Raw genomic sequence first — 18,762 nt, forward strand, 5'->3', positions numbered from 1 at the left:
GTGATCACACTCTACAACTACGAGCTGTCCGGGAACTGCTACAAGCTGCGCCTGTTCATGAACCTGCTGGGCGTGGATTTCAGCACGGTGGATCTGGAGTTTTACCCAGGCAAGGAGCACAAGGGCGAGGCCTTCCTGGCCATCAACCCCCTCGGCCAGTTGCCGGTGCTCGACGACGACGGTTACGTCCTGCGCGACGCCCAGGCGATCCTCACCTACCTGGCCGCCCGCTACGATGCCAGCGGCACCTGGTACCCGGTGCAGGACCCGCGCCGCCTGGGTGAGGTCAACATGTGGCTGGCGTTTGCCGACGGCATCACCTCCACAGCCTCGGCCGCGCGCCTGGCGGATGTTTTCAACTATGATCTTGACGCCGAAAAAGCCCGAAGCGGCGCCCATGCCCTGTTCCGCATCCTCGACGAACACCTGTGGTTCAGCGAGCGGCAACACCAGGGATGGGTCTGCAGCGGACCTTTGCCGACCGTGGCCGACATCGCCTGTTTTCCCTATGTGATGTTGTCCGACGAGGCCGGTATCAGCCTGATCGACTACCCCGCGATAAGGCGCTGGACCGACCGGATCAAACGCTTGCCCGGTTTCACCGTGATGTCGGGCATTTTCGCCACGTCATCCGCCTGACCCATGTTCGACTCGAATCAAACCCAAAAAATATAACAACAACAAACAACCGAGCCTTGCCGCTTTGAGGAGATCAACATGAACCAACCGGTCAGTTTGCGTGGTGCGCCCATCGGGCTTATCGCAAGGCTCAGGTTATGGCTGGAAAACTACTTCGGCATCCACCGTGAAGGTTCGACCCTGAGGCGCGAGATCATCGCCGGGGCTACCACCTTCCTCGCGGCGGCCTACGTGATTGTGGTCAACCCGGACATCAACGCGGCGGCCGGCATCCCCTTCTCCGCCGGGGTCACCGCCACTGTGCTGGTGAGCTTTCTCGGCACCCTGGCGATGGCCCTCTACGCGCGCAACCCGATCCTCATCGCCCCCGGCATGGGGATCAACATCCTGTTCGCCTACACCATGGTGGTGGGCGCCAAGATCCCGCTGCAGATCGCCCTGGGCTGCGTACTCTGGGCCAGTGTGATCTTCACCGTGCTGGCCTTCTTCAACGTGCGCCAGGCGGTGATCGACGGCATCCCGGCAAGCCTGCGCAATGCGATTTCCTGTGGCATGGGCCTGTTCATCGCGCTGATTGGCCTGGTGAACGCCAAGTTCATCAGCGCCGACCCGTTCACCGTGGTGCACGCGGCACCGTTCAATCCGATCATCCTGACCTTCCTCGCCGGCCTGGTGATCACCATTGCCCTGGTGGCGCGCAAGGTGCCGGGGGCGCTGATCCTGGGGATCATCTGCACCACCTTGCTGGCGATCCCGATCGGTCGCCTGTGGGGCGATGCCACGGCCTATTGGCCCGAAGGCGCCAGCACGGTCACGCTGGTCAACTGGAGCGGGCTGTTCGCCGCGCCGGACTTCAGCTTCCTCGGCCAGGTCGACTTGCTGGGCTCGCTGCACATCGAATACCTGCCGTACATCTTCGTGCTGGTGTTCACCAACTTCTTCGAGTCGCTGTCGACCTTTCTCGGCATCTCCGAAGCGGGCGACCTCAAGGACGCCGACGGCAACCCGCGCAACATCAAGCAGTCAATGCATGTCGACGCCCTCGCCGCCCTGGCCTCGGCGCCCCTGGGCACCAGCCCGGCGACGGCCTACATCGAATCGGCCGCCGGCATTTCCCAGGGCGGGCGCACCGGCATGGTCGCCCTGGTCGCCGCCGTGCTGTTCCTGCCATTCCTGTTCCTCTCCCCCCTGCTGTCCCTGGTTCCGGCAATCGCCACGGCACCGGTGCTGATCATGATCGGCGTGTTCATGATGGACACCATCAGCAAAATCGACTGGAAGTCCTATGAAGAAGCGATTCCGGCATTCCTGGTGATCCTGCTGATTCCCCTGACCTACTCCATCACCCTGGGCATCGCCCTGGGCTTCATCGTCTTCGTCCTGCTCAAACTGCTGATCGGCAAGGCACACACGGTCAAGCCCATCATGTGGTGGGTGGCGGCGCTGTCGGTGTTCTTGGTGATGCGGGTGCAGTATTAGGTGATGTACGAGGTATTGAGGGGCGGCGAGGACTGCGTCCTCGAACGCAGCCTCGCGGGCTCGACAGCTGCTACGGGGGAGATTCGAACACCAGTACAAGCAGGCCGACTGTCAGGTCGCCGTGCTCTGGCCTTTGATCTTGATCCACCTGCCCCTTCGGCAGGCTGAGCGAAGGTGTCCATCAGGGGGAAGGCGCGTAGCGCCGTGCGGCGAAGCCGCATACATCGAGAGGAGGTGCAGCGAAGCAAACCGTAGGCGATGCCCCCGGATGGATACCGTAGCGAAGGAACCCCGAGCCTTAGCGAGGGGCCGAACGCCGGGGCAAGCGTTTTTTTGGTTACTTTTTTTAGGCGTTTGTAAAAAAAGTGACCCGCCGTAAGGGCGGAACCCTAAGCCGCCATCACCGCAGCAACGGATCTGCCCCCCCAACCACAAAAAAAACAAGGACCCAGCCATGAGCTACACCGTGATCCGCAACGCAATCATCTTCACCGTCAATCCCCAGGACCAGGTCCTCGCCAACGGCCATGTGGTCATCCGCGACGGCATCATCGAAGCCATCGGTCAGGGCGATCACATGCCCTTGCCCGCCGACGCCAAAGTCATCGACTGTCAAGGCCAGATGGCCCTGTTACCAGGCCTGGTCGATGCCCACTCGCACTCCAGCCTGATGCGCGGCATCACCGAAAACCTGCCGCTGATGCAATGGCTGCCCTACTACCAGCTCGAACACCGGGCCATGAACGCCGAGGACGCCTACCACGCCGCGCGCCTGTGTTACCTGGAGGCCCTGAAGAGCGGCACCACCTGCGTCATGGACATGTACCGCTTCATGCATCGCTGCGCCGACGCCGCCGGTGAAATCGGCATTCGTGTGCACCTGGCGCCCTATGCCGCCGACCTGCCCGGCAAAGACTTCTTTGAGAGCCCGCACGCCAATCGCCAACTGATCGAAACCCACCACATGGCCCACGACGGTCGCGTGCGGGTGTGGATGGGCCTGGAACACCTGTTCTATTGCTCACCCAAGGCCTACGCCCATGCCCGCGACTGCGCGCGCGACTACGGGATCGGCATCCACACCCACGCGTGCGAGCAGAAGGAAGAAGAACAGGCAGTGCTCCAGCACTTCGGCAAACGCTCGATCCCGATGCTGGACCAGATGGGCATCCTTGGCGAAAAGACCCTGATCGCCCACTGCGTGTGGCTCAACGATGAAGAGATCAAGCGCCTGGCCGACACCGGCACCGCAGTCGCCCACTGCCCCAGCAGCAACGCCAAGCTGGCCAGTGGGATCGCCCGGGTCCCGGAAATGCTCGCCGCCGGCATCCGCGTCGGCCTGGGCACCGACGGCAACGTGTGCAACAACAGCCTCGATCTGTTCGAAGAAATGAAATTTGCCTCACTGCTGCAGAAGGCCCATCGCCTGGATGCCGCCGCCCTGCCGGCGAATGTCGCCTTGCGCATGGCGACCATCGAGGGTGCCCGGGTACTGGGCATGGACCGGGAGATCGGTTCGATCGAAGTCGGCAAGCGCGCCGACCTGCTGTTGCTCGACCTGGCTCAGCCGAACATGTGCCCGATCGTCTGGGAAGGGACCCAGACCAACGTGCTGTGGAACCTGGTGTACTCGGCGCGCGGCTCGAATGTGAAAACCGTGCTGGTGGACGGCAAGGTGATCCTGGAAAACGGCCGCAGTACCCTGGTCGACGAGACCGCCTTGCTCCAGGGCGCGCAGGCCCAGACCCTGCAACTGATGGAGCGGCGCAAGGACTTTGCCCATACGCTGGTGCCGATGGTCTGAAGCCTTGACCAGCTTTCGTGGGCAAACCTCGGTAAAGTGGCGGCCGGTATTGTCCATCCTTCACCGCGAGGCCAGCGCCCGGCACATGCAAAACGTCGATATGAAATCCTTGCACGTGTTCTTTTGCCTGCTCAACGAGTGCAATGTCACTCGCACCGCCGAGCAACTGAACATGACCCAGTCGGCGGTGAGCCATACCCTGGCTCGCCTGCGCCTGCTGTTCAACGATCCGCTGTTTGTCTCCATGGGCCGTGGCATGTTGCCGACCAGCCGCGCCCTGGAGTTGGTGGAGCCCTTGCAGCAGAGCCTGGCCGCGCTGAACAAGCTGATTGAACCGGTCAAGGCCTTCGACCCCGGTCAATTCCAGGGCAGCTTTGAAATCGCCACCAGCGACTACATCGGGTTTATCCTCCTGCCGCGCCTGATGGTGCGCCTGGCCGACGTCGCGCCCGGGGTCGAGCTGAACATCCAGCCGCTGCGCCCCAAAGAGGATCTGCCGCTGCTCAAGGACGGCAAGCTGGACCTGATCATCTGGAATGAAAAAAGCGCCCCGGCCACTTTCCATGAGCGCAAACTGTTTTCCGACCGGCTCAAGTCAGTGGTGCGTGTCGGCCATCCCGAGATCAACGGCAGCCTCTCCCTGGAGCAGTTTCGCAACGGCAAGCACCTGCGCATCAGCAGTAACCATGGGGCGGTCAAGGAGGCCATCGACAGCCTCTACGAACAACACGACATCCGCTGCAAGACCTCCCTGACGGTGCCGCACTTTCTGCTGGCGCACATCCTGATTTCGCAAACCGACATGATCGGCATGATCGCCGAGCTGACGGCCTTGCGCATCGCCAAGGAAGTCCCCCTGCAACTGTTCGAGCCGCCCGTAGAGGTGGAGGGTTTCACCGTCTCCCAGGTCTGGCACGAACGCCTGCACGCAGCGCCCGCGCACAAATGGCTGCGCGGGGAAATCAATCAGGTGGCCAAGGAAATCACCCTGGAGCTTGCCCAGTTCAAGCGCTCGCAGCCGGGGCCGTCGGTGTGACTCAGCGTAAGCCGGTGCCGCACGGTGAACCGCCAGTCACCTTTCAAACCTGACACTGGACGAACCGGTGTTGGCGACCTATACCTTTGAGTTCGGCGGCAGACGCTCCACCCCAAGGTTTGAACCATGCGGCTCTACGATTACACCGCTTATCCAAAAGACCACGCCCAGCACGCGGTCTACGGCGAAGTAATGGCCGACACCGACAGCGCGGCCAAGGCCAAGATCAAAGCCTTGTGCCCGCATTGCGAACGCATTGAACTGTCGATTCTCAGCACCTCCGAGCCATTCGGCCGACACAGCGTTCGTCGGGTGCCAGGTAGCCGGTCAGCGCACAAGATTACCGGTGATTGAGCGTTGCCACGGCTAACCGGCGACCTTTGCCCAGCATGACCGTCCCTGGCCACCCGGACATCACAGCAAGCAGACTCTTGCTCTTTAAAAGCATGAGGTGCTTTCGATGAAGGTTGATACCCCATGGGGGGCTACGGCCGGGTGCGTTAATCAAAAGCTCCCGTGAGCACCTCATAAATCAGCCCGGTGGCCAAGGCCACCAGAATCAGATCGGTACCGGCCTGCTGCCATTCATAGCCATCATAATGAGGCAAGTGGCCAAGCAATCGACCATCGAGCTTCTTGGCAATGCCGGGCGGCAGCGGCTTGCCCCGTGCGAGGTTCTTCTGGATCCCGGGAGGGCAAGGCCGGTCCGGGGCTCCAGTAGTCCCGGTAGCCACCGACAACCCCCAGCACACTGGTGCGATTGACGCTCGGACCGTTACTCCAATCGCCGCCTGCGGGGTTTTTACCCGGGTTGCCATGGCCACCCTGATTGCCATGCATCTGGCTACTGGGTGGGTTTCCCTTGCCGTTCCCCTGCCCCTTGCCGTTACCTGGATCGGCCCATGCCAGCGCCGAACCGCAAACCAGCGTCAGGGAGGTAACAACTGCAACTGACGCACGAGATTTGGACATGGGGCGATCCTTGAGTTTTTGACGGCCGTTGATATTTAGAGGCTGACCGAAAGGTTAGTTCCATCTCGGCGCGCTGACATTTCTGTGGGACAGTTCCCACTTCAGGGGCTGCCCTTTCGTACGGTTGTGGTGTTAATTTGGAAATGATTTGTTTCATCTCCCCTACCCACCTGCAAAGGAATGCCCACCATCATGGATTTTTCCCTCAAGCACCTGGCCGCAACCACCCTGATGCTCGCCAGCCCACGCCAATATCACCCCGCAACAGAGCGCGGCGATCCTCAAGACCTTCAACGACAGCTCAGTCACGGACTTCCGGCAGTTCCTCACGCGCCTGAGCAAAAGCGAGCTGGCCAAGAACGACGACCTCGCGCCGGCCATCAATGCCTTCCTCGCCAACCAGAGCCTGAGCGCCGAGCAGCAAAATGAAATCCATCGCCTGCTGGGTCTCTACGCGCGCGTCAAATATGGCAGCGCTGCCACCGAGACCCTGCGCGAACTGGTGGCGATCCCCACCTTCGAGGTCGAAGGCGTGCCGCAGCACGAGAACCCGCAGTTCCTCAAGATTGCCGACAAGATCAAGGGCCTGGCCGAGGCCTTCAATCTGAAATTTCGCAACATCGACAACCGGGTCTATGAAATCACCCTGGACGGCGCTGGCGATGAAGTCGTTGGCATCCACGCCCACGCCGATGTGGTGCCCGTGACGCCGGAGAACTGGGTGCTGGAAGACGGCACCCGACTGGACCCGTTCAAGGTCACCCTGATCGGCGACCGCCTGTATGGCCGCGGCACTGAGGATGACAAGAACGGCATCGTGGTGACCCTCTATGCGATGAAGATCATCAAGGACGAGAAGCTGCCACTGGCACGCAATTTCAAGTTGTTGGTGGACACCACCGAGGAAACCAGTGGCGACGCCATTCCTTATTACTTCGAGCGCAATCCGACCCCCAACTACAACCTGGCCCTGGATGGCGGCTACCCGGTGGTGATCGCCGAGAAAGGCTACGGCACGGTCATGGCCAGTTTTCCCCGACGCGCCGCCGAGGGTAAAGGCGCCGAAATCAGCGCCATGACCGGTGGGCTGGCGACCAACCAGATTCCGTCGACGTCGGTCGCCACCCTGCTCACCGAGCAACCCGCCGAACTGGCTGCCCGCCTGCAACAAGCCGGCGCCGACTACGCCAAGCGCAACGGCGGCAATTTCACGGTGACCGCCAAGGTGGTCGGCAAGGACGTGCAACTGACCGTCACCGGCGTCTCCGCCCACTCCTCCGAGCCTGAGTCCGGGGTCAACCCGGTGGCCCGGATGCTTGATTTCATCAACGGCCTCGACGGCAAGGTCGCGCTCAAGCACAACCAGATCACCGACGCCGCCCGCTACGCCGCCGACAACTGGGGCCTGGACTACCTGGGCAGCAAGCTGGGGGTTGGCTTTGCCGATGCCTTCATGGGACCGCTGACCGCCTCCCTGACCTACGTCGGCATGGACGACAAAACCTTCAAGCTGGCCGTCAACCTGCGGGTGCCGAAGGGCAAGTCTCCCGAGGTACTCAAGAGCGAAATTGCCGACAAACTCAGTGCCTGGAGCAGCAAGTCCGGGATCGCGCCAGCTTTCGACTACTCAATCGCCGACCCGATGTACCGCAACCCCGAAGGTGAATGGGTCAAGGCCCTGCTGGCCGTGGCCAGCGAAAACCTGGGCATGAAACACCAGTTCGGCACCTCCGCCGGCGCCACCTCGGTGCATGAACTGCCCAACGGCGTGCAATTCGGCCTGGCCATGCCCGACGTCAAGTACACCGGGCACAACGACAACGAGTTCAAGACCGTCGAACAGTTCATGCTGGACCTGCAGATCGTCACGGAAATGATGGGGCGCATCGGGCAATTGCCGAAGCTCTGACCTAGCGCTGCCGCACCTGCTGCCCCAGGGAATCACGCAGCAGCGTGCGGGGCGGTTCGCAGGACTTGAGTGGCTGTCGGGAGACCGGGAGCCGAGGTGATGCATCCGCTTTTGGACTATCAAGGTCTATTGCCTCAATCGATGAAAACACGTTCGATACCACACCGGCTGGAGGATGATGCCTATGCCCCACGACAGTTACTTTCGCATCGCGGTAGCGTCTTCTGCTGAAGAAGCGCTGAAACTGACACGGGTCACAACCTGCCCCGTCAGCCTATTAGTTATAGAAGAAGGCCTGCACTGGTGTAGTTGCGCAAACAACTTCCCTGCCGATCAACCGTGGCAGCCGCCCGCTTGCGTCGTGAGATATCGCAGCCATGCGCGCTCAGTCTCATTCGTTGCCTGGGAAAGTCTCTATAGCGGGATGCCGGACATGTACCTGCTCAGTAACGTGCTATCTGCATGCACACCCCTCCACTGCTCACCAGAACCTGTAGAGCCGGTAAATTAACCTCACCGAATAAGAAGTCCGCCCTAATCAGCGATTTTTGCAGGCGGTGTAAAAGAGGGATGGGCTTACGCTGGCGTCAGCGTTGCCTAAAACACAGGCCAATGGCTGATCTGTGTGGAGTGTAAAAGCACACCGCCCGGTGATCGTGGGCACCGGGCGGTGCCTTGCCTCCATGGCAAGGGTCAAGGGATGCGCCCTGATGAGACTCATCACTGCTCCCGCTTCCTTGCAGCGGAACGCCTGCGCTCACACGCTCACGACGACGTGAGATTCAAGCGACGTGTAAAGCGCTAAAACTTGTATCCCAATCCCACCGTCAACATATGCAGTTCGCCTCCGGCCTCTGAGCCCGCACTTGCGCCCTTCCCTTTGGTGATGTGCCGCAAGTCATACATGTAGGCGCCTGTGACTTCCATTTGCTCGGAGACGTTGTAGGTGAACCCCAGGTGCGCGCTTTTCGGTTGATTGCACGGGGCAATGGCGATCAGGGTGGCCTCTCGGTCCGGAACCTGGTGGTTGGCAAGGGACACCCCTGTGCGCAATTGCAGTTTGTCGCTGTATTGATAGTTCACGCCAAAGCGAAACACATGCTGGTCCCGCCAGCCAAAGCCCGGTCCATTCCCGGCGCCAGGCGCTCCGCCTTGGGTCAGGGAGTTGGCCAGAGCCTTTTCACGGCTCCAATCAATCCAGAGGTAATCGAAGGCAACCGTCCAGGGGCCCGTGTCATAGGCCAACCCCAAGCCTGCCTGCTGCGGCATGTTTATACGTCCTTTGGGGATGATGTCTTCGTGGGCATCCAGTTTCTGGAAGCGCACCGGTGTCGAGTAGGTGACCCCCAGTCGCAGTCCCGGTGCGAGGGTGCCCAGATAGCCGATGCCCAAGCCGGCACCCAATGCATGATCCTTGTCGTTGGTCGCACCAAAGTTCTCTAACCCGTGCAGCATCAGGCTCTCATAACCGAGCTTGACCGACAGCCCAAGGTAGTGACCGGGTTGAAACTGGTAGGTAGCCGTAGGGGCGATCAGCATTTGCACCAGTTCGGATTTCACATTGGATGTTCCGAATGCCGGAATCGGCTTGCCATAGTCGATGCCGGCACCGTACCCAGACACCGCAACACCGAGGGTTACATCGGGTTGATACTGATAGTTGGCGCCGAATCCCGGTACGAAGAGCAGCACATCGTCACTACTCTCGCTGCCCTGCACATTGGAACGAAGCTGACCGGCGGTGGCGGTCAGACTGCCATCGATCCGCGTGCCGACAGCGCCCATGCCCGCCGGGTTGTTGACCGCGGCGAGCGCATCGGTGGGGTTGGCGATAGACGCCCCACCCATTCCCATCGCCTGGGTGCCGTAACCGGCATACTGCGGCCCGTTGGAGGCCTCAGCCTTGGCTGCCAGCAGTCCCAGACACGCAAGCGTGAAGCAAACACATCTTTTCATGGCCCTGATCCCTTGTATTTGTTGTAGTCAGGTCAATTTTTTATGGCGCTGCGCTCGACAGACACTCTCATTAAAAGCACGCAAGTCAGCTCAAGGACGCGGTGAGGACACCACGCCCGTTCAACAGTTGAACTAAGGCCGACCCAGGCCCCTGCCAATCTCGACACGGGTGGTGAAGATCGTCGTTTCGGTGCGCAGGTTGACCATGGCTTCGAAGATGTTGTCGCCATCGACCTTGGTCGAGACCATGAACAGCGTCTTTCCATCCTCACCACCGAGGGTGCAGGCCACACACTCATAGCCGGGCATGGGGATGCGGTCTGTGATCTGGCCTTGGGCATTGATGCGCATGAACTGTTCTGCACGTAGCATGCTCAACCAGATACCGCCCTCGGCGTCAATGCAGATACCATCAATGCAGCCACGCTTGCGGGCACGATCTTCGGGTGAGGGGAAAACCTGCGTCAGATCCAGCAGAACCCGGCGGTTTTCAAGCTTGCCGTCGACGATATCAACGGCACTGAGGCGTTCGGCAAACGTCTCGACGAACACCAGGGTCTTCTGATCCGGGGTGATGACAATACCGTTAGGGAAGTTGCAGTCCTCGACACCGACCGACACCTCGCCATTGGGTTCGACAATCACGATACGGCCAGGCTTCAACCCCTCCCCTTCGAACACCCGTGCGCCGACATCATCGACATAGATCCTGCCGTTGTGGTCGATCACCATGTCACCGACGTAGCCGGTATAAACGTCGCAGAGGTCTGCGTACAACTCCAGACCGCTCGGGGTGTAGCGATACAGGCGGGTCTCGTGCATTGAGCTTGAGGATCAGGTCGCCATTGGGCAGGAATCCCATGCCGTTGGGCTTGTGGGGCATCTGGGCGATGACCGTCTTGGTCCCGCTGGCGTCTATCGTGTACACCTTCTTGCCGAGCATGTCCGAGATGTAAAGCTTGCCATCGCGCCAACGCGGGCCTTCACCAAAGAACAGGCCGCTGGTCAGTACATTCAATTCGTATTGTTCTTGTTTTATCGACATGTTGGATACCACCCTGGATTGTGTTGTGGGGATCAAACCAACCCTCACGCCAACGTGTGCGGGCGTGAGGGTTCTTACACTCAAGTCACCTCGAACAGCCCGGCGGCGCCCATGCCACCGCCGACGCACATAGACACCACCACATAGCGGGCTTTGCGGCGCTTGCCCTCCAGTAACACGTGGCCAACCTGGCGCGCCCCGGTCATTCCATAGGGATGGCCGATCGAAATGGCGCCGCCATTGACATTGCACCGTTCAGGATCAATGCCCAGGTGACGCTGGCAGTACAGGGCCTGGCAGGCAAACGCCTCATTGAGTTCCCAAAGGTCGATGTCCTGCACGCGCAGTCCGTGCAACTTGAGCAGCTTGGGGATGGCCAATATCGGCCCCACCCCCATTTCCTCTGGCGCCAGTCCTGCCACCGCCATCCCGCGGTACAGACCCAAGGGCGTCAGGTTTTGCTGTTCGGCAAACTGTCGATCGACCAGCACACAGGCGCTGGCGCCATCGGACATTTGGCTCGCATTCCCGGCGGTTACACTGCCGCCTTCAATGACTGGCTTGAGCCGCGAGAGACCGGCCAGGGTGGTATCCGGTCGGTTACCTTCGTCCTGTGCCAGGGTCACGATCTGCATGCGCGAGACGCCCGAGTCCTTGTCGACAATGCGTTGCTCGGCCGTAATCGGCACGATCTCGTCATTGAAGCGGCCCAGCGCCTGGGCACGTGCGGTGCGCATCTGCGAAGCAAACGCGAACTCATCCTGGTCCTCGCGGGAAATCCCGAACTTGCGTGCAACAAACTCGGCCGTCTCCAACATCGGCATATAGGCACTGGGAACCGCTTGGATCACCGCGCTATCCTGCTCTTGCGCGACCCATTGGAAGTACGCCTGCTGTATGCCGGAAATGTTCTCCTGGCCGCCGGCGGCAACCACATCCATGCCATCGACCATGATTTGCTTGGCCGCCGTGGCAATCGCCATCAGCCCGGATGAGCACTGGCGGTCCAGTGTCTGGGCACTGACCGAGAGCGGTAGCCCGGCGGCAAACACGGCATTGCGGGCCAGGTTAGAGCCGGCCGTACCGGCCGTCAGCACCGTGCCAATGACCACGTCTTCAATGCGCCCATGCTCCACACCAGAGCGCTCGACCGCATGGCGCAATGCGTGCCCCATCAGACTTGGCGATTTGATGTTGTTCAGGGCGCCACGCGCCGCTTTGGCGATTGGGGTACGCGCGGTTGAAACAATCAGCGCCTCACGCATAACCGTTCTCCCGCTGTGCAGGGTATCGTCCGGACAGCAACGCGCCGGCCCCCGGCACCACCGGGTCCAATCCCAGGTGATCGAGCATTCGGCGCACCGTACACACCGCCGTCGACGTCACCGGGATACCCAATGCCTGCTCGGCCGCCTGGATCGAGGGCAACGACTGCATTTGTACGCAAGCCGAGAGCACCACGACATCGACCCCCGTGGTGTTGAGCTTTTTCACATCCTCAAGCAGCAGGGCCGGATCGCGTCGGCCCACATCAAGGTTGTCAGGGATCTCGAAGGCAATCGAATCGACCACCTCAATCCCTTCGCTTTCGATGTACTCAACCACGCGGTCACACAAAGGCCGCATGTACGGGGCAAGCAGGGAAATTCGCCGTGCCCCCATGATTTTCAAACCCTCGATCAAGGCACCTGCCGACGTCATGACCGGCGCGTCGCACTGGTTGGCGCGAGCAATTGCTGTCAGCTCCTCCTGGACCTGACGATGGTAGCCATTGCCCATAGCCATAATCGCCACCAGGCACGCGGTACTCATCACATCCACTCGGGCGTCTGCCAGTTCGGCGGCGCAACGCAGGGCTTCGCGATTCATCGCCAGCAGCTCTTCGCGGGTGACCTTGTGCATGCGCATCCGGCTGGAGTGGAACGTGAAGCGCTCGGGACGCAGTTGCAGGCGCGCATTGAGCATCAATGGGATCTCTGTCTCCATCGTGGTATTGGAGCTGGGCACAATCTGGCCAATTCGATAGATAGCGGTCATCAGCGCTCCCCTTAATCGCAAACATGGTGTGGTTGCAAAGCCTGCTTGAGTGCGTGCGGAATCGGCACACTCTTGCGCTCCAGCGGCTCGATGCAAATCGGTGAGAAGACCCCTTCGAATGCCAATTGCCCATCCGGCAAGTACGCGTGGGCAACCAGGTCGAAGCTGCGCTCGCGCAGGGCACCGACCCGCAGGGTGATGTCGACGGCGGTGTCTGGCGGCAAGCTGACGTGGAATGTCAGCGCTATGTGCTTGCAAGGCAGCCCGACCTTGACCTCGCTGTCGGCACCGGGGCCCCATCCGATGTGCCGATAAAAATGCATCACGGCGCTGATCAGGTACTCGGTGAACCGGCCGGTGAACGCGACCCCGGCGGGGTCGCAATCCATCCAGCGCACCGTGCGACGTACCGTAAACGGCAGGTGCGCGACGACGTACTCGGAACTCTGGTTCATACCGGGCTCCCGACATTCCCCAGACGGCCCATCAGTTCCGGATACTCACGGCGCAGGCGGTCGTCATCGACTCGACCGGTGCGAGTCATGAACTGATAGACAAACTCCTCGGCGCTGTAAGTGTCCATCCACTGCGCCATCTGCTCGTACCACAGGTAGGAGCGTTCGGAGGCACGAATGAGCTTCAGTTTGCTGGGCTTGTGATTGCGCTCGTAAGCAGCCAGTCCACGCAGTGCGTCGCCCTCGCAACCGAGCAAGGCTTTGGCCAGGGCAATGGAGTCATTCATCGCGATACGCGTGCCGGAGCCGATGGAAAAGTGCGCACTCGCCAGGGCATCGCCCACCAGGACGTAGCGGCCATGGGTCCAATGGGCATTGTGAATGGCCGGAAACTGGCGCCAGACAACACGGGCGTTACCGTCCATCAACGGCGCACCCTCCAGTTCCGGGGCGAAGATCTTCTCCATCAGAGCCTGGCGTTGCGCATTGCTCATGTCGCCCAGTTTCAGACGCTGCCAGGTGGCATCGTCGCACTCGGCGACAAAGGTGCTCATCTCTTCACTGTATGCGTAGTAATGAGCAACGAAATGCCCACCTGCGTACTTGCGGAACACCAGCGCCGAGGCTTCGAAAACCTTGGGCGTGCCATACCAGGCAAAATGATTGCCCAAGGTGTTGGTGGTGGTGCCGAAGTCGGCCTCGAAGCTGCGGCGAACCAACGAGTTGATACCATCGGCCCCCACCACCACGTCAGCGTCGTGCAGACCTAGCCTGGCCAGATCGTCCAGGCTTTCGATCCGTTGCTTGTAATGCACCACGACACCGGCCGCTTCGGCTTGCTGCTCCAGTATCTGCAACAGGGTGAGCCGGGGAATCGCCCCGCCTTTTACCGGAAGGCGGATATTGATCGCGGTTTCTGCCTGCACGATGACCTGGTGCTCATGCTGCGTGGTCGCCGCGCAGAGTGCTTCGTACGATTGCGGGTCCGCATCGCGCAACTGCAGCAGACCGGTGTCAGCCAGAACAACACCAAAACCGAAGGTCGCGTCCGCCGCGTTCTGCTCGATGATTTCCACCTGCCAATCCGGCGCGCCGCGCTTTAGCAGCAAACCCAGATACAGACCCGACGGGCCACCGCCGAGGATTGCGACTTTCATTATTTTTCTCCTCGGCTGATTTGCAGCCGATAGCGATCGAACTCGCTGACCTCTCCGGCGAAACCACCGGTCAATGCGGCATTCCACAAGGCCGGGACAAAGCCCAGTCGTTTGCGCTCGAACACCAATGCTGCTTCGGCGGTGATTTTCCAGTAGCCGTTGCCCAGGTCTTCAAGTTCAACGCCGGGTTCCTGTCTGGCAGCCTCGACCAGCGGCATGAACTCCGGGGCGTCGAGGACATACAGCACAGGCTCATCCAAGGCATCCGGGTCGATGCCCTTGGCCTTGGCTTTCCAGACCTGATCGATACTGGTGAATGCGGTGCTCCCGGCGCCCAAACCGTCCTCGAGGGCCATGGCGGCTTCAAGTGTGCGGGTCGCATCCTCGGCATCCAGTGCATTCATCGGCCGCTCCTGGATGGTGATTTCCAGGTAGTAGCCATTGGGGTCGTTGAAGTAGATCGACTCGATCAGCTCGTGGCGGATCTGGAAGATCAACGGGATGCCTTGGCTTTCGAGACGATCACGCCACTGCAGCAGTTCTTCACGGGTATCGACACGCCAGGCCGTATGGTTGGCCTCGTAGCGATAGTCCGCTACCGGCCGTGTGTAATCCGGCTGCTCGGTGTTGATGTAGTAGAAGAAGGCAATGGTGCTGTGATTCCCACTGTCGAAGAAAAAGTGCAGAAAGTCCGGGTGGTTGGACGGTCCCCAGCCCCGCGCCGAGATTGCATGAACTAGCGGCAGCCCCAGTTTGTCGCGATAGAACGCCACAGTTTCGCGCAGTTTCCACGTAGGTCGGGCGCTGTGATGGACACCCTTGAGAACGGGTTGATTGTTTACCATCTGACGTACTCCTTTTAACTGCCGATTAATTCGTTTGTTTTGCCAGCTCTTGCTCGACGTTCGTCTTGACCAGCTCGCGCAGCTTTTCCTTGCTGAGCTTGCCGGAAGCGGTCAGGGGGAACACATCAAGCACTTCGATACGCTCTGGCCACTTGAACTTGGCCAGTCCGTAATCCTCCAGATAGGCCCCCAGTTCAGCCACGCTGGGCGCGGCAAAGCCATCACGCAGCACGAGTGCGGCACACAGCCGTTCGTCAAACACCGCGCAGGGATAACCGACAGCGGCCACGGCGGCCACGGCTGGGTGACCCGCCACCGCGAGCTCGACTTCTTCGCAGTTGATTTTTTCACCGCCGCGGCTGACCAGATCCTTCAGGCGGCCACAGAAGACGTAGTAAGTCTTGCCATCGATGACCTTGGTGTACATGAGGTCGCCCGAGCGGTAGTAGCCGTTGCTGGTGAACGTTTCACGATTACGTTCCTCGGCCCGGAAGTACCCGTGGATGGTGTACGGCCCTTTGAATGCCGGCTCACCGATCTCTCCTGGCTTGGCATCCTGCTCGGTACCCGGCACCAGGATGCGAACGCGGTCCCATGCGGATACGGGCCGGCCGTTGGTGGTGTCATGGGCCTCGGCTACATCCTCCTTGTGACCGAACATAATCACGCCCTCGGTGATACCGAAAACGTTGTACGTGCGAACACCCAGCAGCATCTGCAGTTTGGCGGCACTGTTGGCGACCAGCACACCCCGGGCCCCCGCCAGATCGATTCGGCCGCTTTGAATGGCGGACTCGAGTCGAGCGATGATCGGGCCGCCAAGCATCAGCCATGTCGGGTTGGTCGAAGCAATCAGCGAAATCAGGGTTTCCGGTTGCAAATCAGGCGTCACGGTGACGGTGCCACCGGTCATCAAGAACGGCCCAAAGCAGCAACCCATGTTGAGGTTGTGAACCATAGGCTGGGGCATGAACAGCACGTCGTCGGGCTTATAGCCCAGCCACTGGGCAACGGCCCGCATGTTGTAGAGGTACTCGTTGTGAAAGCGCGGAATGATCTTCGGCACCCCTGTGGTCCCGCCAGAGAGCTGATAGACCGCGACCTGGAACGGATCCAGTTGCACGCGTTGCAACTGCGCCTGGGCCTGCTGCAGGCTGATGCCGTCGATCAGCGCGTCTTGATGCAGGACACCCTCCTGCGAGGCGCCGCGCACCTGCATGATGAACTTCAGGGACGGAGCGGCCTCTTGCATCTTGCGGGCGAACCCGATGCTGTCGAACTTGGGGTCATCGCCCTGGACGATGTGCAACTTGGCCTCAGCCAGGTTGGCCAGGTAACCGATTTCGCGCTCGCGGTGAGCCGCCAGGGTGCAGATCGGAATGAGCCCGGCTTTCAGGCAAGCAAAGAAGGCAATAATCAGTTGCTCGCTGTCGCGCAACTGGAACACCACCGGGTCCAGCGGTTGCAGCCCCTGCTGAAGGAAAGCGCCGGCCAGGCGGGTGGAGAGCTCGTCCAGCTCACGATAGGTGATGCGCAGGTTCGGGCCGAGCAGAGCCACGTTGTCGGGGTACTGCTCGACAACCGAGCGCAAACCGTCCGGTAGCGTTTCATATCCCAATGCGCCCTCGGACAAGTACCGATCCAGTTCACTTTGTTTGGGATACACCACGCCAGGAATGGGCGACGTGACGTGACGCAGTGCGCCAGCACTGAAAGAAGGAGAGGTGGAAGATGCTGGAGTTTTTATAGTTGTCATGACTGCACGCTCTTGTTTCGTTTAGAAGTTGTCTTGGAGCCAGCGTCCCAGCTGTGCCCCCGCAATGGTCTGCCCGCTGACCTCGCCCTCATCCAGGGCCTGTCCGTGATGGTTGCCGCGTACTCGATGGCGCTCTTTGCTGCTGGCCGGGATGGCGCTGTAGATCGCGTTGACGTCACTGGGGAATACACAGTTGTCACCGGTGTATTCGATGAGCAGCGTGGGTTGCTCAATGGCATCTGCGCACTTGGCCAACGAGGCATTCGAGGAAAGGCCCGACCATGTCGATAGCCACGACTCCGGGGTGACTGTCCGCCCAAAACCGACGCTGCCCAGGTTGGACACAAAGGGGTCGCTCCCCCAGAGGGAGCCGACAAAACGGTCCGAGGGATCAAGCGAGGTGTCCCAGCAACGCAGATCAGCATCGGTACGCCAGACCTGGAAAATCGGACCATGGCTGGCCAGGGCCTTGTCGGCGCGCGAGCCGCCGGATTTGACGCGTTCACGCGCGCTCTGACGCTGTTCGACCCGTTGCCGGGCAATTGCGTCGATGCGGGCGACCCGTTGGCGCTGCGCCGCGCGGTAGCGCTCGATGAAGTCGGGGCAATAGCTGGACGAGTCCGGAGGCATGCGAAAGCCATTGGCCTCGCTGAATGGATCCAGTGCAGGGTCGACCGAGAACGGGTCGGATTCGTCGCTGAGCGATGGATCCAGCGCATTCATCAACAAGATGCCTTGCCCCGGGTGCGGCGAGACAAAGGCCATACCGTCGGCCGGCGGAAGCTGCGCCGTGGCAAATCGGGTGGCTCGACCTGCGGGAGTCTTGGCGATGCGTTTTTCCGGCGCGCACAGGGATTGCTGGTTATAGAAGGCAAACAACCCTGCCCCGCCCGAGTTGCCGAGCAGCACGATGGTCTCAAAACCCATGGCCCGTAAATGGCGCATCCCGGCGGCGACGTCGTACAGCGCAAACTCATGCTCCAGACGCAAGTCGTTGCCAACGGAGCGAGCGCCCTGGACCCAGCAGGCCCAACCTGCATCCAGTACATCCGGCACCAGATAATGGGTCACCACCAATTCCCGGGGATGCATGATGAAGACGACCTTACGCTCACGTGCGCGAGAGAAAAGCACGCCCATGGCACCCTGGCCATCTTCGGTAGGCAATGGAAACGGGGTCGAACTGAACGGTGTAACCATGCGTTCCGCACGCCAGGATGCGCCACGCAACCCTGCAGTGACCGCTACTTTCTTGTTGTTGGGATTAGCCACGTGGGGCCCTCCTGCCAGACTCCAAAGAGTCGTTTCGACACATCAATTGAGACACGCTCAATTAATCTCAAAATCAGACTAGACCATCAATTGAGACCATGTCAATTGATAAGAAAAAAATATTTGTCCCGTTGAACGTGCCCACCTCGCAGCCTACGGATACGCCTGTTGACGCTGTCCCAAGGACGCTGATCTGCCGATCGGGCACGGTTTCACGCGCTCAACATTTGTGCAGGTCACAACACAACGATAAGCCGCAAAAGGATGGAAAGCTGCGCCCCGGACAAGGCGCTCCATGTTGACGTGGAGCGAAGAAGGTGGCGCATCACGGGAGGTCGCCAGAGACCTTCCTGCACCCGGTGCCAGGGGTGGGCCTGGCTGTTTTTTTCGAATGGGGCAG

Annotated in this window: 15 protein-coding genes and 2 pseudogenes; 6 read left to right on the forward strand and 11 right to left on the reverse strand. The window is 60.6% G+C overall.

From position 1 onward, the window contains the following. From Q1W70_RS26430 to Q1W70_RS26450, 5 genes are all read left to right on the forward strand, one after another. The gene (locus tag Q1W70_RS26430) at window positions 1-639 is read left to right on the forward strand and encodes a glutathione S-transferase family protein (protein ID WP_166589465.1); all 639 of its coding nucleotides are present in this window, start codon (window positions 1-3) and stop codon (window positions 637-639) included. A 78-nt stretch (window positions 640-717) separates the two neighbouring features. Then, on the forward strand, window positions 718-2,118 hold the full coding sequence (locus tag Q1W70_RS26435; protein WP_166589466.1) for an NCS2 family permease: 1,401 nt from the start codon (window positions 718-720) through the stop codon (window positions 2,116-2,118). 454 nt (window positions 2,119-2,572) lie between these two features. Then, window positions 2,573-3,922: an amidohydrolase family protein gene (locus Q1W70_RS26440; protein WP_302098400.1), complete on the forward strand. Its 1,350-nt coding sequence runs from the start codon at window positions 2,573-2,575 to the stop codon at window positions 3,920-3,922. Between the two features lie 49 nt (window positions 3,923-3,971). Next, window positions 3,972-4,958 carry a LysR family transcriptional regulator gene (locus Q1W70_RS26445; RefSeq protein ID WP_302098401.1) on the forward strand — a complete coding sequence of 329 codons (987 nt, stop codon included), beginning with the start codon at window positions 3,972-3,974 and terminating at the stop codon, window positions 4,956-4,958. A 126-nt stretch (window positions 4,959-5,084) separates the two neighbouring features. Continuing rightward, window positions 5,085-5,312: a hypothetical protein gene (locus Q1W70_RS26450; protein WP_166589469.1), complete on the forward strand. Its 228-nt coding sequence runs from the start codon at window positions 5,085-5,087 to the stop codon at window positions 5,310-5,312. A gap of 146 nt (window positions 5,313-5,458) precedes the next feature. Here Q1W70_RS26450 and Q1W70_RS26455 read toward each other — a convergent pair. Then, window positions 5,459-5,930, reverse strand: a pseudogene (locus Q1W70_RS26455) (anti-virulence regulator CigR family protein). Window positions 5,931-6,122: 192 nt separating this feature from the next. Here Q1W70_RS26455 and Q1W70_RS26460 point away from each other — a divergent pair. Next, window positions 6,123-7,839, forward strand: a pseudogene (locus Q1W70_RS26460) (dipeptidase). A gap of 801 nt (window positions 7,840-8,640) precedes the next feature. Here Q1W70_RS26460 and Q1W70_RS26465 read toward each other — a convergent pair. From Q1W70_RS26465 to Q1W70_RS26510, 10 genes are all read right to left on the reverse strand, one after another. Beyond that, window positions 8,641-9,795, reverse strand: a complete 1,155-nt coding sequence (locus Q1W70_RS26465; RefSeq protein ID WP_166589484.1) for an OmpP1/FadL family transporter — start codon at window positions 9,793-9,795, stop codon at window positions 8,641-8,643. A gap of 132 nt (window positions 9,796-9,927) precedes the next feature. Further along, the gene (locus Q1W70_RS26470) at window positions 9,928-10,617 is read right to left on the reverse strand and encodes an SMP-30/gluconolactonase/LRE family protein (RefSeq protein WP_302098402.1); all 690 of its coding nucleotides are present in this window, start codon (window positions 10,615-10,617) and stop codon (window positions 9,928-9,930) included. Then, complete coding sequence (locus Q1W70_RS26475; RefSeq protein WP_302098403.1) at window positions 10,529-10,840, reverse strand: SMP-30/gluconolactonase/LRE family protein; 312 nt, start codon at window positions 10,838-10,840, stop codon at window positions 10,529-10,531. The genes Q1W70_RS26470 and Q1W70_RS26475 overlap by 89 nt, the downstream gene beginning before the upstream one ends. 80 nt (window positions 10,841-10,920) lie before the next feature. Then, window positions 10,921-12,105: an acetyl-CoA C-acyltransferase gene (locus Q1W70_RS26480; RefSeq protein WP_166589486.1), complete on the reverse strand. Its 1,185-nt coding sequence runs from the start codon at window positions 12,103-12,105 to the stop codon at window positions 10,921-10,923. Continuing rightward, on the reverse strand, window positions 12,098-12,877 hold the full coding sequence (locus Q1W70_RS26485) for a maleate cis-trans isomerase family protein (RefSeq protein ID WP_302098404.1): 780 nt from the start codon (window positions 12,875-12,877) through the stop codon (window positions 12,098-12,100). The genes Q1W70_RS26480 and Q1W70_RS26485 overlap by 8 nt, the downstream gene beginning before the upstream one ends. Window positions 12,878-12,888: 11 nt before the next feature. Further along, window positions 12,889-13,332, reverse strand: a complete 444-nt coding sequence (locus Q1W70_RS26490) for an acyl-CoA thioesterase (RefSeq protein WP_166589488.1) — start codon at window positions 13,330-13,332, stop codon at window positions 12,889-12,891. Continuing rightward, a complete protein-coding gene (locus Q1W70_RS26495; protein WP_302098406.1) occupies window positions 13,329-14,489 on the reverse strand; it encodes an FAD-dependent monooxygenase in 1,161 nt (386 codons plus the stop codon). The genes Q1W70_RS26490 and Q1W70_RS26495 overlap by 4 nt, the downstream gene beginning before the upstream one ends. After that, complete coding sequence (locus tag Q1W70_RS26500; RefSeq protein WP_166589490.1) at window positions 14,489-15,334, reverse strand: VOC family protein; 846 nt, start codon at window positions 15,332-15,334, stop codon at window positions 14,489-14,491. Before Q1W70_RS26500 ends, Q1W70_RS26495 begins: the two co-directional genes overlap by 1 nt. Before the next feature lie 25 nt (window positions 15,335-15,359). After that, window positions 15,360-17,090, reverse strand: coding sequence for an AMP-binding protein (locus tag Q1W70_RS26505; RefSeq protein WP_302098408.1), 1,731 nt, complete (start codon window positions 17,088-17,090; stop codon window positions 15,360-15,362). A gap of 21 nt (window positions 17,091-17,111) precedes the next feature. Beyond that, window positions 17,112-18,362 carry an alpha/beta hydrolase gene (locus tag Q1W70_RS26510; protein ID WP_198422813.1) on the reverse strand — a complete coding sequence of 417 codons (1,251 nt, stop codon included), beginning with the start codon at window positions 18,360-18,362 and terminating at the stop codon, window positions 17,112-17,114. Window positions 18,363-18,762: the final 400 nt, after the last annotated feature.

The organism is Pseudomonas kielensis, from assembly GCF_030505375.1.
Lineage (GTDB): Bacteria > Pseudomonadota > Gammaproteobacteria > Pseudomonadales > Pseudomonadaceae > Aquipseudomonas > Aquipseudomonas kielensis.

What these genes read in the sequence shown, in the direction of transcription:
- Q1W70_RS26435 (WP_166589466.1), top strand. Translation starts at nt 718, where the DNA reads ATGAACCAACCGGTCAGTTTGCGTGGTGCGCCCATCGGGCTTATCGCA.
- Q1W70_RS26440 (WP_302098400.1), top strand. Translation starts at nt 2,573, where the DNA reads ATGAGCTACACCGTGATCCGCAACGCAATCATCTTCACCGTCAATCCC.
- Q1W70_RS26450 (WP_166589469.1), top strand. Translation starts at nt 5,085, where the DNA reads ATGCGGCTCTACGATTACACCGCTTATCCAAAAGACCACGCCCAGCAC.
- Q1W70_RS26465 (WP_166589484.1), bottom strand. Translation starts at nt 9,795, where the DNA reads ATGAAAAGATGTGTTTGCTTCACGCTTGCGTGTCTGGGACTGCTGGCA.
- Q1W70_RS26470 (WP_302098402.1), bottom strand. Translation starts at nt 10,617, where the DNA reads ATGCACGAGACCCGCCTGTATCGCTACACCCCGAGCGGTCTGGAGTTG.
- Q1W70_RS26475 (WP_302098403.1), bottom strand. Translation starts at nt 10,840, where the DNA reads ATGTCGATAAAACAAGAACAATACGAATTGAATGTACTGACCAGCGGC.
- Q1W70_RS26480 (WP_166589486.1), bottom strand. Translation starts at nt 12,105, where the DNA reads ATGCGTGAGGCGCTGATTGTTTCAACCGCGCGTACCCCAATCGCCAAA.
- Q1W70_RS26485 (WP_302098404.1), bottom strand. Translation starts at nt 12,877, where the DNA reads ATGACCGCTATCTATCGAATTGGCCAGATTGTGCCCAGCTCCAATACC.
- Q1W70_RS26490 (WP_166589488.1), bottom strand. Translation starts at nt 13,332, where the DNA reads ATGAACCAGAGTTCCGAGTACGTCGTCGCGCACCTGCCGTTTACGGTA.
- Q1W70_RS26495 (WP_302098406.1), bottom strand. Translation starts at nt 14,489, where the DNA reads ATGAAAGTCGCAATCCTCGGCGGTGGCCCGTCGGGTCTGTATCTGGGT.
- Q1W70_RS26500 (WP_166589490.1), bottom strand. Translation starts at nt 15,334, where the DNA reads ATGGTAAACAATCAACCCGTTCTCAAGGGTGTCCATCACAGCGCCCGA.
- Q1W70_RS26505 (WP_302098408.1), bottom strand. Translation starts at nt 17,090, where the DNA reads ATGACAACTATAAAAACTCCAGCATCTTCCACCTCTCCTTCTTTCAGT.